The following is a 14,362-nucleotide window of genomic DNA, read 5'->3' on the forward strand; positions in this document are numbered from 1 at the left end:
TTGTCCTAAAAACAGGACAAAAACCGAAAAACAGGCGCCGGCGGGGAGGATGTGTCCTAAATTTAGGACAAAATCGTTGAAGAATCGTTTGGCACAACATGATGACAGGGTGTTCCAGCACAATATGATGGCAGGGTCTGCGGATTCGAAATTGACACCAGGGATTCCTGGGTTCTTAAACACCAAGGGATTCATGTATTCCTCTAAATGGAACCAAGGCATAATTGGAACCAAGGCAGGCGACCTAACATAGGATGTGGTAAAAGGTGATACTGTTAGTCGATGCAGATCATCGAATCAACGATCTTGCGTATCCATCATCGACTTCGCCAGAAAATCATGAAAATATAAGACTATGGCATGAGCGAAGATGCTTGATCTAATCTTGATCGAATCAAGATTAGATTGTTTCGTCAAAGGGATTCTGTGATAAAGTTTAAGAGTTATAGATTTGTGGCATAATGCTAAAAAAAGAAATAAGGATGATGGTGCCTATGGAACAAAATGCAGAAGTGTGCATCATATGCGGCCGTGATCAGCAGACGGGTATATTGATTTGTGACCAATTAATCTGCGAGCAATGCGAACAAGAAATGATCCGAACAGATGTTAAGGAAGAGAAATATCATTTCTTTGTCGATCAAATGAAAAAGATATGGTATAAGATGACCTCATAGCGCAGAAGTATCTTCTTAACAAGGCCTTTCGATCATAGTGATTGATCGGGGCTTGTTCGTGTTATAATAGACATAATTCGCCCTTTGGCAGCCGTTGTTTACACTGCAAAGCTGTATAGAGGATCATTTTAACCATAGTGTTTATAATCATAGAAGAACATGAGCCTTAATAGAAGGTGTGCATGCTCGTCTGAGTAATCGCGTTATATTCGCATCATAACCTAAGATGTAACGAACGCAAAGTACATAAACGCAAAGTACATAATACTTAGATAATCTATACACATAACTAGTGGTGCAACAGCCAATATTAGAACACGAAATGCAACAAAAACACAGATTGCAAAAACACAGATTGCAATAACACAGAATGTAATAACACAAAATGTAATAACACAAAATGCAAGAGCACCCGATAAAAAATAAACACAAAAACTAATGCATGGATCATCAACACCTAAACACAGATCATGCGTTGCGGAGGCCTACATGTTGGATAAGCATCGTGCCCCATTATATGAACGAATCATAGAACACCATGAAAGCCGGCCGATCAGCTTCCATGTTCCGGGGCATAAACAGGGAGACGCAGTGCCTGGGGAAGTTTTGCCGGGGGAAATCATACCGCGAGAGGCTGTGTCAGAGGCAGCCATATCGAGGATAGCTATGCCGGGTAACGCGGTGCAGGATGCAGGAAGTCAAAATCGGCTTAGGGCTTGGATGGAATACGATTATACAGAGATTACTGGATTGGATGATCTGAATCAGCCGACAGGTGTGATCAAGGAAGCGGAGCAGCTGGCGGCACAGTGTTTTGGTGCGGATCGGACGTTCTTCCTTGTGCAAGGAAGCACATTAGGGAATCTGGCGTTGATCCTAAGTGTATGTGCTCCGGGGGATGTGATCCTCGTCGACCGTTTTGTTCATAAGTCGGTGATTCATGGCTTGATGTTAGCCAATGCGAAGGCAGTCTTCCTGCCGCCGATCTGGGATCCGATCACTGGGTATCCTGCGGGAATCCAGGTATCTGCATTGGAAGAGGCGCTGCGCCGATATCCGGAGGCTAAGGCATTGTTCCTGACGCGGCCGAATTACTATGGACAAGCCGCTGATCTGGCAGAGGTCGTAAGCATCGTGCACCGTGCCGGAATCCCGCTGCTGGTGGATGAGGCCCATGGCGCGCACTTCGGCTTCCATGAAGCCGTACCCCCGTCTGCGCTGAGCTTCGGCGCAGATGCCGTGGTACAGTCGACGCACAAGATGTTGTCGGGACTGACGATGGGAGCGATGCTCCATATCCAGGGACCGCGCGTCGACCAGGAACGCATCGTTCAGACGATTCGCCTCTTGCAGACGAGCAGTCCTTCATATCCGATCATGGCCTCGTTAGATGTGGCCAGGCTTTTGATGCATACGAAGGGCAGAGAATTCATCGAAGCGGGCTTGCAAGCTGTGCGCCGTTTTGAACAAGGGATGGCGGAGATGGAGTGGTTCTATCTGGCCTCATCTCGAATTCCGCCTCGAACCCCGCCGCGAGCATCGGAGTCTGAGCATGGATTGGATTCGGTGCAGGAATCTTTGAAAACTCAGGATTCACTGGCAACCATTCTGCAGGATCCTTTTAAGCAAACTGTTCAAGACTTAACAGGGACTTATACGGGATATGAGTTACAGCACCTGCTTGAGCAGCACGGGTGCATGGTCGAACTCGCAGATCCTAATTGTGTACTGCTTGTATTCAGCCCCTTTTCAACGGTGGAACACAGCGAGCGGATCTTGGAAATTTTTCGACGGATCTCGACGCAATCTCAGTTGGACAAGAAGGAACTTAGCAAGCCCGTAACGAATACATATACATTACCCACCATTCCGACTTCAACCGAAGCAGTAACGTTCTCTAGACATATGATGGATGGGGAACAGATCGTCAAGGTGCCGCTTTCAGAAGCGGTTGGCAAGCGCAGTGCAGAGATGATCATTCCCTATCCGCCGGGAATTCCTTTCGTCTATCCTGGTGAAAAGCTGAGCGGCGAAGTGATCGGAATCTTGCAGACGATGGCAAGGATGGGGGCGCGGTTTCAAGGGACGATCGATGCTGGATTAGATGCTGTCTGCATCATCAAGGGAACTTGAAACGCATGAAAGGAAGGCATACGATATTGCATCTTAAGGGAATATTCATCACATTCGAAGGTCCTGATGGATCAGGGAAGTCCACACAGATTCAGAAACTTGCTGAGGCACTGGTTCGTGACGGTTATCCGGTAGTGGTTACCCGGGAGCCGGGAGGCACGCCGATCAGTGATCAGATTCGAGGCATTCTGCTCTCCCCCGAGAACACCGCGATGAATGGGCAGGCAGAGGCGCTGCTCATGGCAGCTTCACGAGCACAGCACGTCCATGAGAAGATCATCCCCGCCTTAGAAGCCGGAAAGATCGTATTATGTGATCGTTTTGTCGATGCCAGCATGGCTTATCAAGCAGCTGGATTAGGTCTTGATGCAGAGGCGGTAAGAGAGATTAATCGTTTTGCGATCTCCGGCATCATGCCGCATCGCACGTATCTGCTTGATATCCCGGTGGAAGTGGGGAGGAGACGGATTCAAGAGCGGTTAGCGCGGTCAGGAACTCGTCTGGACCGCATCGAACTGAAGGACGAAGCCTATCACGAGCGGGTGCGCGAAGCTTTCTTGCAGATCGCATCAGCGGAACCGGACAGGGTATACCTCATCGATGCAGACCGGGATCCGGAGGAGATATTCAAGACGATCTATACCGATTGCCAAAGGTTGCTTCGTGTGTCGTCAGCAGATTAAGGTATAATGAAGGAGGAGGATTGTCTATGAAAATGGTGGTTGCTGTCGTACAGGACAAGGACGCGCCCAGACTGTCTAATGCCTTGGTTCAAGAAGGAATCCGGGCGACGAAACTAGCGAGTACGGGCGGCTTCTTGAGAGCGGGGAATACGACGTTCCTCATCGGGGTTGAAGATGAGAAGGTGGAAGATGTCATGCGCATCATCCGTTCGAACTGCCGTGTTCGCGATCAATTGGTCACACCAGTTTCGCCGATGGACGGTACGACTGATTCATACATTCCTTACCCCGTTGAAGTACAAGTGGGCGGAGCAGCGGTATTCATCATACCTGTAGATCGCTTCGAACATTTTTAAGGTCAAGGGAGGCCGCCGGAGGCCTCTTTTATAGATGATATATAGATGCATTCACAGAGATGCATAGAAGAGTTGCATGTGAAGATGCATTGAAGTCATTCCGATAGATGGGATTTATTCCATCGTCCAGAGAGGGAGCAGGTTCGATCATGAAAGCGAAAGGGGCGTGTTGGATATGAAGATCGACAATCGAATACGCGCGATCACCAGCGACAGGAAGACGGTGGATCATCCTTCCGCGATGCATGTCCGAAACCGCTCCTTTCAAGACTTTATGGGGCAGCAGGAGAAAGAGCATTCCGAAGAGCAGCTGCGGCGAACACTGCAACAGATCATCCTGCAAGGCGAGCGGTTGAGCAAGTCGATGACCGTGCGCGAGTTATACGCATACAAGAACATGATCCGTAACTTCTTGGAGGATACGGTACGCAGGGGCATCGGCATCAAAGAGACGCGCGGCTGGGATCGGCGCGGCCGCGGCAAGAAGTACAAAATTCTCGACGAAATCGACGCTCATCTCATCGGCATGGCAGAGGAGATGCTAACCCATGAGCAGGGACGCATCCAGATCCTGCAGAAAATCGGAGAGATCAAAGGTCTGCTGATCAACCTGCTCTCATAATTGGAAAGAGGGATCAGCATGGGAATCACCACGAGTATCAAGCGTGAACATGCGGAGGCGCTGCTTCTAAGAAGCTTAGCGGAAGGGAAGCTGTCGCACGCATATTTGTTTAGCGGACCGAAGGGTTCAGGCAAGCTGCAGACGGCGATGGCGCTGGCCCAAGCGCTCTTCTGTACGAATCGGACAAGCCCTGTAGACGGCGGAAGAGCCTGCGGTCAGTGTGTTGAATGCCGCAAGGTCCTTAACGGCAATCATCCGGATCTCATCCGCATCGCACCCGACGGCGCTTCGGTTAAGATCGACCAGATCCGCCAATTGCAGCGCAGCTTTGCTTATCTCGCCGAAGATGATCGGCCGCGTATGTATATCATCGAAGAAGCGGAGAAGATGACCATCCAGGCAGCGAACAGTCTGCTCAAATTTCTGGAGGAGCCCGGCGAGAGGATCACAGCAGTGCTGATCACGGATAATGCGAATGCGCTTCTGCCAACGATCGCTTCACGAGTACAACGCATCGCTTTCCCCCCGTCACCTCCTGCCAGCATCGCCAGCCAGCTCATAGCAGAAGGCATCCCCGATACCCTAGCAAACCCCGCATCGCAGTTAGCAGCAGGTTTGGAAGCTGCTAGAGAATATGCCCAATCCGAATGGTTTGCAGAATGTCGGAATATAGTGATACAATTAGCGAAAGAATCCTTGAGTTCGCCTGCTAAGTCATTGCTGACTGCGCAGCAGAAAATATTCAAGAATTCTTTGTCGGAACATATGGAGATCATATTGCAATTATTTGGATTACTGTTTAAGGATATCATCCATGTACAGGCCCGGCTGACAACGGCTTTGAATTATCCAGACCAGATCGGCTGGCTAAAGCAAGCAGCGCTTAAGCGAGATGCAGGCTGCTGGGTCCGGGCGCTGGAGTTCGTGATCGAAGCACGCAAACAATTGCGGGCGCATGTCAATCCGCAGCTTGTACTGGAGCGGTTACTTGTTGCAGTACAGGAGGTGTAATCGATGTACAGCGTCGTAGGCGTCCGTTTCAAACGAGCCGGCAAGATCTACTATTTTGATCCGCATGATCTTGAGATCGAGAAGGATCAATATGTGATCGTCGAAACGGCACGCGGCATAGAATACGGCAAAGTCGTCATCGGACGCAAAGAAGTAGATGACACCGATGTCGTCCTGCCGCTGAAGAAAGTCATCCGCGTAGCCGGCGAAGAGGACGCGAAGATCGTGGAAGAGAACCGCGCAGCTGCCAAGGAAGCCTTTGGCACCTGTGTGATGAAGATCAAAGAGCATAATCTGGGCATGAAGCTCATTGATGTGGAATATACCTTCGATCGAAACAAGATTATCTTCTATTTTACGGCTGAGGGACGAGTGGACTTCAGAGAGCTTGTCAAAGACTTGGCCGGTGTATTCCGTACACGAATCGAACTCCGCCAGATCGGGGTTCGCGATGAGGCCAAGATCTTGGGCGGGATCGGTCCCTGCGGGCGTCCGTTATGTTGTTCGACATGGCTGGGTGATTTTGAACCCGTATCGATCAAGATGGCGAAGGACCAGAATCTGTCCCTGAACCCGACGAAGATCTCCGGGTTGTGCGGCAGATTGATGTGCTGTCTGAAGTTCGAACATGATAACTATGAGAATGTGAAGACAGAACTTCCGAAGGTGGGCTCCCACGTGATGACCACGATGGGACCCGGCAAGGTCGTCGGTTTGAAAGTGGACGAACATATGGTTCAGGTTCAGTTGTTCGAACATCACAATAAGATCTGGGACATGTCCCCTGATGATGTAGTTGAACAAAACGACATCTAATGGATATCGCACCGTGAGTGATGTGCTGAAGCAGAGGTGAGACCGTGGACAAGAAAGACATCTATCAACAGATGATTCTTATCGAAGAGCAAGCCGGGATCTTGCACGAATCGCTCAGTGCTATGAAGGAACAGCTCGTTCACTTGCTTGAAGAGAATAAGAGGTTAAGCATAGAGAACCAGCAATTACGCAAAATCTTAAAAAAAGAGCACGCCGTCGAATCTGCGGAAGAGGACCAGAAGCGTGCATCCCAGCAAGCTGAGGAGGATGCCAAAGCTTCTTCAGCACAGGTGGGAGAAGGGTATGACAATCTCGCGCGGCTGTATTACGAAGGTTTTCATATCTGCAATATCAACTACGGCCATTTACGAACGGAAGGCGATTGTCTATTCTGTCTCTCCTTCTTGCATAAATCATAAATGACCGCAGGATGATCTCCTGCGGTTTTAACATCACTGGAAAGTGGAGTGTTATGAAAGATATTGTGTTGTACCCCAGCGAACGCATCGACGATCTGTTAACCCATGACCTGCGCATCATCCAAAGTGATGAGGTGTTCAGCTTCTCCCTCGACGCGGTGCTGCTGGCGAGGTTCTGCAGCATTCCAGCCCGCGGCAGGCTGCTGGATCTATGCAGCGGGAACGGAGTGATCCCTTTGCTCCTGTCAACGCGCAGCAAGCTGCCGATTACCGGCGTGGAGATCCAGCCGCGGTTAGCCGATATGGCGAGAAGGAGCGTGAAGCTGAATCATCTGGAAGGGCGCATCACCATCGTCGAGCAAGACCTTCGAACCTACCAATATGAAGTTCCGCCCGGATCTTACGATCTGGTCACCGTTAACCCTCCGTATCTGCCGAAGAAGATTGGGATGGTGAATCAGAACGAGTACATCGCAGCTGCTAGATTTGAGATTCTATGCACGATGGAAGAGGTCATCGCTGCCGCTGCCCGCTTGGTCAAGAGCGGCGGCAAAGTAGCCGTGGTTCACCGCGCTTCACGTCTTGGCGAACTGCTGTCAGTGATGCGCGAGTATCGTTTAGAACCCAAACGGCTGCGTATGGTGCATCCAAGAGCAGGGACAGAAGCGAACATGGTATTGGTGGAAGCGATCCGCGATGCGGCTCCGGAACTCCGCGTACTGCCGCCCCTCATCGTCTATGAAGGCGATCGATATGGACAGGAGTTATTGGATGTCTATTATGGGAAGCGTTCTCAGCTCCAGGATTGAACGGAAACAGCAGGAAGATGGGACGGACCGTAGATAGACCGGAGTGATGAACAAGAAGGAGAGCGGACAAAATATAGGGAACAGATAGAGAACAGATAGAGAACAGATAGAGAACAAACCCCAAGGAGATCACCCCGATATCACCATGCGGAGAGGAGATAGCCATGCAGATCCAAAAGAGTTTCGATGAGCACCCGACAGGAACGCTGTATCTGGTCGCAACGCCGATCGGCAATCTGGAGGATATGACCTTCCGCGCGATTCGCATCCTGCGCGAAGCGGACTGGATCGCTGCAGAGGATACAAGACATACACGCAAGCTGCTGACGCACTTTGACATCACACCGAAGCGTCTGGTCAGCTACCATGAACACAATAAGCATGCCAGCGGCGAAACATTAATCCGCGCCTTGCTTGAAGGACAGGATGTGGCGCTTGTCAGCGACGCGGGACTGCCCGCGATCTCGGATCCCGGAGTGGACCTTGTTCGGGCTGCCATCGCTAAGCAGATCCCCGTTGTTCCGATCCCCGGAGCCAATGCAGCTCTCTCCGCGCTGATCATCTCAGGACTTCCTGCGGAGCGCTTCATGTTCGCTGGGTTCCTGCCGCGGGAGAACAAGAAGCTGAAGGCCGTGCTGGAAGAACTCCGAGGCTTCGAAGGAACGGTGATCTTCTATGAAGCGCCGCATAGACTGCGCAAGACCTTGACCGCTGTTCATGAGCTGTGGGGAGACCGGTCGGCAGCAGTGGTCCGTGAGCTCACGAAGAAGCATGAAGAAGTCATCCGCGGCACGCTTGCGGAATGCATCGATTGGTTTGCGTCCCAGGAGCCGTTAGGCGAGATCTGTCTGCTGGTAGAAGCACCGGGTGCAGCAGCGCAAGACGATACCCTGTGGTGGGAAGAACTATCAATCCCCGAGCACGTGGCTTATTATCAAGAGCAGGGCTTCGATCGTAAGGAATCGATGAAGAAGGCTGCTGCGGACCGCGGTCTTTCGAGGCGCGAGATCTATCAAGCCTGTCTAGCAGAACAAAAAAATCCCTAAGTACGCCTCGAGCCAAACGCACTTAGGGATATTAAGGAGATATAAAAGGTTAGAATTAACAAGGTCATTATTACTTAAATTATAACCTATTTTCACCGATTTGTCAGCATAATCTGAAGAGATAAGCGGAAAATATCTGACCAATCGGTGAAAACCGCGCCGCTAAAGGGATGCAACCGACAGGCTTGTCCCTTTAGAAGTCCTGGTAAGGCGCAGGTCGAACAGGAATTAGGATTGCGACTGTGAAGAATTGTAGATTTCGATCAATTCCTCAATACATTGCTTGCTGATCATCTTGCCTCTGTAGTGAATGAGATCATCAGCGTTGCCGGTGAAGATGCAAGCAGGCTCATACTTCTTGAGCATGATGCGTTCGCCGTCTACATAGATCTCCAGTGCATCTTTCTCGCTGATTCCTAGAGTGCGACGTAATTCGATCGGAATAACTACGCGTCCTAGTTCGTCAACTTTTCTAACAATTCCAGTAGATTTCATCATGACAATAATTCTCCTCTCTAAAATTAAACGTCATCTTTCGACACTCTTTTCATTACTAGAGTACCAACCATTCCCAAATAAGTCAATATCCTTTGCGGGTGAAAAATTAGTATGTAGGCGAGAAATATGCAGATTATATGGAGAAAAACGACTATAATGACTATATATTAATTTTAAAACAAATTCAATTGAAAATTTATTTATTCGACATGTTTCGACATTTTTTTCGCCTATCATCGTCAATAATCCGACAAAAATTTCAATTATCTAAAGGCGGGTGAACCTATGCGTCTGGTAAATATGGAAGAAAAGGTATTCAAAGATCCGGTTCATCAATATATCTATGTGCAAGATGAACTGATCTGGGATTTGATCAATACGAGGGAGTTTCAGAGATTACGGAGAATTCGCCAGCTCGGAACTTCATTCATGACCTTCCATGGCGCCGAGCATAGCCGATTCACTCATTCGCTTGGAGTCTATGAGATAACCCGGAAGATCATCTCGCAGTTTGAACGGCATCGGTATGAGGATTGGCCGGCGGAGGAACGCATGGTATGCTTGTGTGCTGCCTTGCTTCACGATGTCGGGCACGGTCCCTTCTCCCATTCGATCGAGCCGATCTTCCATGTGGATCATGAGGAATGGACGTGTCAGATCATCCTTGGGGATACGGAGATTAATCGGGTATTGCGTAAGGCCGATGAGCGTCTGCCGGAGCGGGTGGCGGCGGTGATCCGCAAGGAGTATCCGCAAGAGATCGTCGTACATCTAATATCCAGTCAACTAGATGCGGACCGCATGGATTATCTGCTGCGCGACGCCTATTATACCGGTGTCAGTTACGGCACTTTCGACTTGGATCGCATCCTGCGGGTTATTCGCCCCCATCAGGGACGGATCGTCGTGAAAGAGAGCGGGATGCATGCCGTTGAACACTATTTGATGTCGAGATACCAGATGTATTGGCAGGTATACTTCCATCCTGTCACCCGCAGCTCGGAGATTATCTTAAGGAATATTCTTAAACGGGCAAGAAGCTTGTACCAACAGGGCTATGCTTTTCGGTTCTTGATGGATCCCCTGCCGGCCTTATTCGAAGAAAAGCTGACGCTTGAGCAGTACCTCAAGCTGGATGAATCCTTCATGCAGATGACCTTGATGCAATGGACGAAGGAGGAGGATGCCGTGTTAGCCGATCTTTGTGATCGCTTCCTCTTTCGCCGCCTATTCAAATATACACCATTGGAAGAAAAAGATAAACCATTCGTGAACGAGCTTCGCATGTATATGAAGGATCTGGGCATCGATCCGGACTACTACCTGGAAATTGACTTCCCTTCCGATCTTCCTTATTATGTTTATCAACCTGGAGAAGAGACGAGCAAGAAGGCGCCGATCTTGCTGCTCGGCGAGAGGGGACAGATCATCGAGATCTCCGAGAAGTCCGAGGTCGTCCGCTCCATCAGCGGTGTTCATAAAGGCACGAATCAGCTGTATTATCCACGGGAATGGCTGAAGCAGCAAACTTCGGCATGGCCGGCGGAGCTGAGGGATTTCCTGGGTATGTAACAAGCCGATCCGGCTGCAGGGTAAGATCAGTATAGATACAACTTGGATTGCAAGAGATCCAGAGTGGAAAGGAAGGCAGTCAGATGTTAATCGATACGCACGCTCATATTAATATAGAACAATTCGACGAGGACAGAGAACAGGTCATCGAGCGGGCTCTGGATGCAGGTGTGACGAGGATCGTTAATATCGGATATAATCGCGAGACGATACCAAGTTCGCTTAAACTGGCAGAGGAACATGACTTCATCTACAGCACCGTGGGCTGGTATCCGCAGGATGCGATCAATATGGAGGAGGGCGATCTCGAGTGGCTGGAATCGCTCTGTTCCCATCCAAAGGTCGTTGCCATCGGGGAGATCGGATTGGATTATTACTGGGATACTTCCCCCAAGGAGCTTCAACAGCAGATCTTTCGCGAGCAGATTCGCTTGGCCCGCCGGATGAAACTGCCGATCGTCATTCATAACCGCGAGGCCCATGGCGATGTGGTGCGAATCTTGAAGGAAGAGAATGCTGCAGAAGTAGGGGGCATCATGCATTGTTTCTCGGGCAGTTGGGAGATTGCCAAGCAGTGTCTGGATATGAATTTTTATATCTCCTTTGGCGGCCCGATCACCTTCAAAAACGCGGTCCGACCCAAGGAAGTGTTGGCCAAAGTGCCATTGGACCGTCTGCTGATCGAGACGGATTGCCCATATCTGACTCCTCACCCATATCGCGGGAAACGAAACGAACCTGCCTATGTTCGTTATGTTGCAGAGGCAGCTGCGGAAATAAAAGGAATAGAAATGGAAGAAATCGCAAGAATAACCTCCGAAAATTCGTTTCAAGTATTTACCAAAATGATATAATCATGAGCATTCATGAGAAATGAAGAGAAAGAATGCAAAATAACTGGGTTCTGTTTGGAAAATGGAATTGGGAACTCGGATTAGGTCAAATGACGCATAATCAAAGGAAATCCCCATCTTTACACTTCCTCCTCAAGTTGAGTAATATCCCTAAATGAGATAAAAAAAGAGGAGGAAATAGTTGGTGGGTCTTATTAGTCACGTTAAAACCGCAGTGAAACCTGCCGCCGGTTGGATGCGTGACAATTTCCGAATCGTTGGTGGAGCAGCCGCAGCGCTCATCATGATCGTCATATTGACCGTCGTGCTGAATCTAAGTCAGCTCAAGCAGGTAGAGCTCATCGTCGATGGGCACGGCCAGACGGTTAGGACGAAAGCTGTGTATGTGCAGGAATTACTTGCGGAACAAGGAATCTCTCTCGCAGAAGCGGATGAGGTTTCTGTGCCATTGACGGATAGAGTGAGTGATCACGCGCGGATCGAGGTGAACTTCGCCGTACCCGTAACGATCACGGCCGATGGGCGATCGATCGAACGGATGACGACGGCGGAGATCGTAGCAGAACTGCTGCAAGAAGCGGGTTATGAGCTCGGCGAATGGGACGAAGTTCAGCCCGGGTTGACGAGCCCGATTGAAGCAGGGCAGCAAATTCGAATCGCGCGCATCGAGAAGAGAATCGAGACAGAGAACGAGATCATTCCATATGAAATTGTCACGACCCAAGACCCGGCGATCGTCAAGGGGAAAGAGAAGGTCTTGCAAGAAGGTTACCCCGGTATGATCGAACACGTCTATGAGCGCGTCTACGAGGATGGGCAGCTGCGTGAAGAGCGGCTGATCTCGACCACGCAGCAGCGCGCTCCGACGAACAAGGTCGTCGCCGTTGGAACACGCAGTGAAGTGGCGATCCTTTCGGCGTCATCGCCGAACATCCAGACCGTCACGAAGGACGGTGTCACCTTCGGGGTGAAGAAGATCATCGAAGCGACGCTGACGGCCTATGATGCCGGACCTGAATCGACGGGCAAGACAGAGGATCATCCGGAATACGGGATCACTTATACGGGAACGAAGGTGAAGGAAGGCCGTACGGTTGCCGTCGATCCCAAGGTGATTCCGCTCGGCTGGTGGATGTATATCGAGGGATACGGCTTCCGTCGAGCTGAGGATAAGGGGAGCGGAGTGAAGGGCAACTGGGTGGACATCTACTTCGACTCCCATGAAGAAGCCGAAAAATTCGGCAAGAAGAAGGGAACCGTATATATAATCGGTCCCGAACACCCGCTGGAGAATTGATAAGTCGGGAATGTGCAAAGGGAGAGGTTCAGGGCCTCTTCCTTTTATCTTGTTACTGGAGTTAATACAAGCATGATTGTGAGGAATGGGCATGATCCGTGAAGTTATTGTCGTAGAAGGCAGAGAGGATACGGCAGCGATCCAGCGAGCCGTGGAGGCGGACACGATCGAAACCGGAGGCTCTGCGATTAACCAAGAGATTATCGAGCGCATCAAGCTGGCGCAGGAGCGCCGCGGGGTGATCATCTTCACCGATCCCGATCATCCGGGAGAACGTATACGCAGTATTATCTCGCAGCATGTTCCGGGCTGTAAGCATGCGTTTCTGCCGGTATCCGAAGCGAGGCGCAAAGGCGAGGTCGGGGTGGAGCATGCTTCGCCGGAAGCGATCCGCCGAGCACTGAGCCATGTGAAGACCGAGATGCCGGAAGCGGAGCCGGAGATTACGATGGAGGATCTGCGGGCGTGCGGCCTGGTCATCCATCCGGGTGCAGCGGCACGCAGGGAAGTGATGGGCATTCTGCTTGGTATCGGACATGCCAACGGCAAGACTTTCCTCAAGCGCTGCCGCATCTTTCAGATCACCAGGGAAGAATTCTGGAAAGCCTATACCCAGATGGAGGAGACGCTTCATGAATGACCATGGACATATATCCCAGCAAGAAATCGCAACGCCGACCAGAACGCAGCAGATCCTGAAGAAGCATGGATTTACATTCAAAAAAAGCCTGGGACAAAACTTCCTCATCGATCAGAACATCCTAAACAAGATCGTCAGCGCGGCACAGCTTACAGAGCAAAGCGGCGTACTTGAGATCGGTCCCGGCATCGGTGCGTTGACGCAGCGTTTAGCGGAACATGCCCGCAAGGTCGCAGCGGTGGAGATCGACCAGCGTTTAATCCCGATCCTCAGCGAATTGTTCGCCGATCAGGATCATGTGGCGATCATCCACGGCGACATCCTGCAGATCGATGTCAAGCAGCTGATCTCGGAGCAGTTCGCGGACTGTGCTTCGGTGCATGTCGTCGCCAATCTGCCTTACTATATCACGACCCCGATCCTGTTAAAGCTGTTGGAAGAGCGGCATGACCTCAGCAATATCGTGGTCATGATCCAGAAGGAAGTAGCAGAGCGGATGGCAGCAGATCCAGGAGGAAAGGAATATGGAAGCCTAAGCATCGCGGTGCAGTATTACTGCGAGCCGGAGTTGGTGACGCTGGTGCCGCATACGGTGTTCATCCCACGGCCGAATGTGGATTCAGCGGTTATTCGCTTAAAGGTGCGGAGCGAGCCGCCGGTGTCCGTTAAGGATGAAGTGCATTTCTTCCGCGTCGTGAAGGCGGCCTTCGCCCATCGCCGCAAGACGATCTACAACAATCTTGCCTCGTTCACCGGCAAACAGAACAAAGAGCGGTTAACGGAAGCGCTGCTGTCAGCCGGTGTAGATCCGTCGAGGCGGGCTGAAACCGTATCGATTGAGGAGTTTGCTCTGATCGCTGACGCTTTGTATGAGAATCATTGAAAATGCCATACACCATCCGCCCATGTTCACCATAGGATGAACGAGG

General features: G+C 50.6%; 17 protein-coding genes. 15 read left to right on the forward strand and 2 right to left on the reverse strand.

What is annotated here, in order from left to right:
* Positions 1-195: hypothetical protein (locus PRECH8_RS14380; RefSeq protein ID WP_207161783.1), on the reverse strand; the 195-nt coding region annotated here is incomplete at its 3' end.
* Positions 196-494: 299 nt separating this feature from the next.
* On the opposite strand from PRECH8_RS14380, the gene PRECH8_RS08285 reads away from it, so the two are divergent.
* The 10 genes from PRECH8_RS08285 (at position 495) to rsmI (ending at position 8,572) form a co-directional block, all read left to right on the forward strand.
* The gene (locus tag PRECH8_RS08285; RefSeq protein ID WP_200966635.1) at positions 495-677 is read left to right on the forward strand and encodes a sigma factor G inhibitor Gin; all 183 of its coding nucleotides are present in this window, start codon (positions 495-497) and stop codon (positions 675-677) included.
* A gap of 492 nt (positions 678-1,169) precedes the next feature.
* On the forward strand, positions 1,170-2,810 hold the full coding sequence (locus PRECH8_RS08290; protein WP_200966636.1) for an aminotransferase class I/II-fold pyridoxal phosphate-dependent enzyme: 1,641 nt from the start codon (positions 1,170-1,172) through the stop codon (positions 2,808-2,810).
* 5 nt (positions 2,811-2,815) lie between these two features.
* On the forward strand, positions 2,816-3,493 hold the full coding sequence (gene tmk / locus PRECH8_RS08295) for a dTMP kinase (RefSeq protein ID WP_200966758.1): 678 nt from the start codon (positions 2,816-2,818) through the stop codon (positions 3,491-3,493).
* A 26-nt stretch (positions 3,494-3,519) separates the two neighbouring features.
* Positions 3,520-3,849 carry a cyclic di-AMP receptor DarA gene (gene darA, locus PRECH8_RS08300; RefSeq protein WP_200966637.1) on the forward strand — a complete coding sequence of 110 codons (330 nt, stop codon included), beginning with the start codon at positions 3,520-3,522 and terminating at the stop codon, positions 3,847-3,849.
* A 175-nt stretch (positions 3,850-4,024) separates the two neighbouring features.
* Positions 4,025-4,471, forward strand: a complete 447-nt coding sequence (locus PRECH8_RS08305; RefSeq protein ID WP_200966638.1) for a YaaR family protein — start codon at positions 4,025-4,027, stop codon at positions 4,469-4,471.
* Between the two features lie 18 nt (positions 4,472-4,489).
* Positions 4,490-5,482: a DNA polymerase III subunit delta' gene (gene holB / locus PRECH8_RS08310; protein WP_200966639.1), complete on the forward strand. Its 993-nt coding sequence runs from the start codon at positions 4,490-4,492 to the stop codon at positions 5,480-5,482.
* 3 nt (positions 5,483-5,485) lie between these two features.
* A complete protein-coding gene (locus tag PRECH8_RS08315; protein WP_200966640.1) occupies positions 5,486-6,298 on the forward strand; it encodes a PSP1 domain-containing protein in 813 nt (270 codons plus the stop codon).
* Positions 6,299-6,342: 44 nt separating this feature from the next.
* Positions 6,343-6,717 (forward strand): DNA replication initiation control protein YabA, encoded by a 375-nt coding sequence (gene yabA / locus PRECH8_RS08320; RefSeq protein ID WP_200966641.1) that lies wholly within the window; start codon positions 6,343-6,345, stop codon positions 6,715-6,717.
* A gap of 53 nt (positions 6,718-6,770) precedes the next feature.
* On the forward strand, positions 6,771-7,526 hold the full coding sequence (locus PRECH8_RS08325) for a tRNA1(Val) (adenine(37)-N6)-methyltransferase (RefSeq protein WP_200966642.1): 756 nt from the start codon (positions 6,771-6,773) through the stop codon (positions 7,524-7,526).
* Positions 7,527-7,690: 164 nt separating this feature from the next.
* Positions 7,691-8,572 carry a 16S rRNA (cytidine(1402)-2'-O)-methyltransferase gene (gene rsmI, locus PRECH8_RS08330; RefSeq protein WP_200966643.1) on the forward strand — a complete coding sequence of 294 codons (882 nt, stop codon included), beginning with the start codon at positions 7,691-7,693 and terminating at the stop codon, positions 8,570-8,572.
* A gap of 228 nt (positions 8,573-8,800) precedes the next feature.
* Here the strand turns inward: rsmI and PRECH8_RS08335 are convergent, their stop codons facing one another.
* Positions 8,801-9,070: an AbrB/MazE/SpoVT family DNA-binding domain-containing protein gene (locus PRECH8_RS08335; RefSeq protein WP_200966644.1), complete on the reverse strand. Its 270-nt coding sequence runs from the start codon at positions 9,068-9,070 to the stop codon at positions 8,801-8,803.
* Between the two features lie 285 nt (positions 9,071-9,355).
* Here PRECH8_RS08335 and PRECH8_RS08340 point away from each other — a divergent pair, with 285 nt between their 5' ends.
* From PRECH8_RS08340 to rsmA, 5 genes are all read left to right on the forward strand, one after another.
* The gene (locus PRECH8_RS08340) at positions 9,356-10,642 is read left to right on the forward strand and encodes an HD domain-containing protein (RefSeq protein WP_200966645.1); all 1,287 of its coding nucleotides are present in this window, start codon (positions 9,356-9,358) and stop codon (positions 10,640-10,642) included.
* Positions 10,643-10,725: 83 nt separating this feature from the next.
* A complete protein-coding gene (locus PRECH8_RS08345; protein ID WP_200966646.1) occupies positions 10,726-11,496 on the forward strand; it encodes a TatD family hydrolase in 771 nt (256 codons plus the stop codon).
* A gap of 184 nt (positions 11,497-11,680) precedes the next feature.
* Positions 11,681-12,793: a resuscitation-promoting factor gene (locus tag PRECH8_RS08350; protein ID WP_207161784.1), complete on the forward strand. Its 1,113-nt coding sequence runs from the start codon at positions 11,681-11,683 to the stop codon at positions 12,791-12,793.
* A gap of 91 nt (positions 12,794-12,884) precedes the next feature.
* Positions 12,885-13,433, forward strand: a complete 549-nt coding sequence (rnmV, locus tag PRECH8_RS08355; RefSeq protein ID WP_200966648.1) for a ribonuclease M5 — start codon at positions 12,885-12,887, stop codon at positions 13,431-13,433.
* Complete coding sequence (rsmA, locus tag PRECH8_RS08360; protein ID WP_200966649.1) at positions 13,426-14,316, forward strand: 16S rRNA (adenine(1518)-N(6)/adenine(1519)-N(6))-dimethyltransferase RsmA; 891 nt, start codon at positions 13,426-13,428, stop codon at positions 14,314-14,316. Before rnmV ends, rsmA begins: the two co-directional genes overlap by 8 nt.
* Positions 14,317-14,362: the final 46 nt, after the last annotated feature.

The sequence above is a fragment of the Insulibacter thermoxylanivorax genome (assembly GCF_015472005.1).
In the GTDB taxonomy this organism is placed as follows: Bacteria; Bacillota; Bacilli; order Paenibacillales; family DA-C8; genus Insulibacter; species Insulibacter thermoxylanivorax.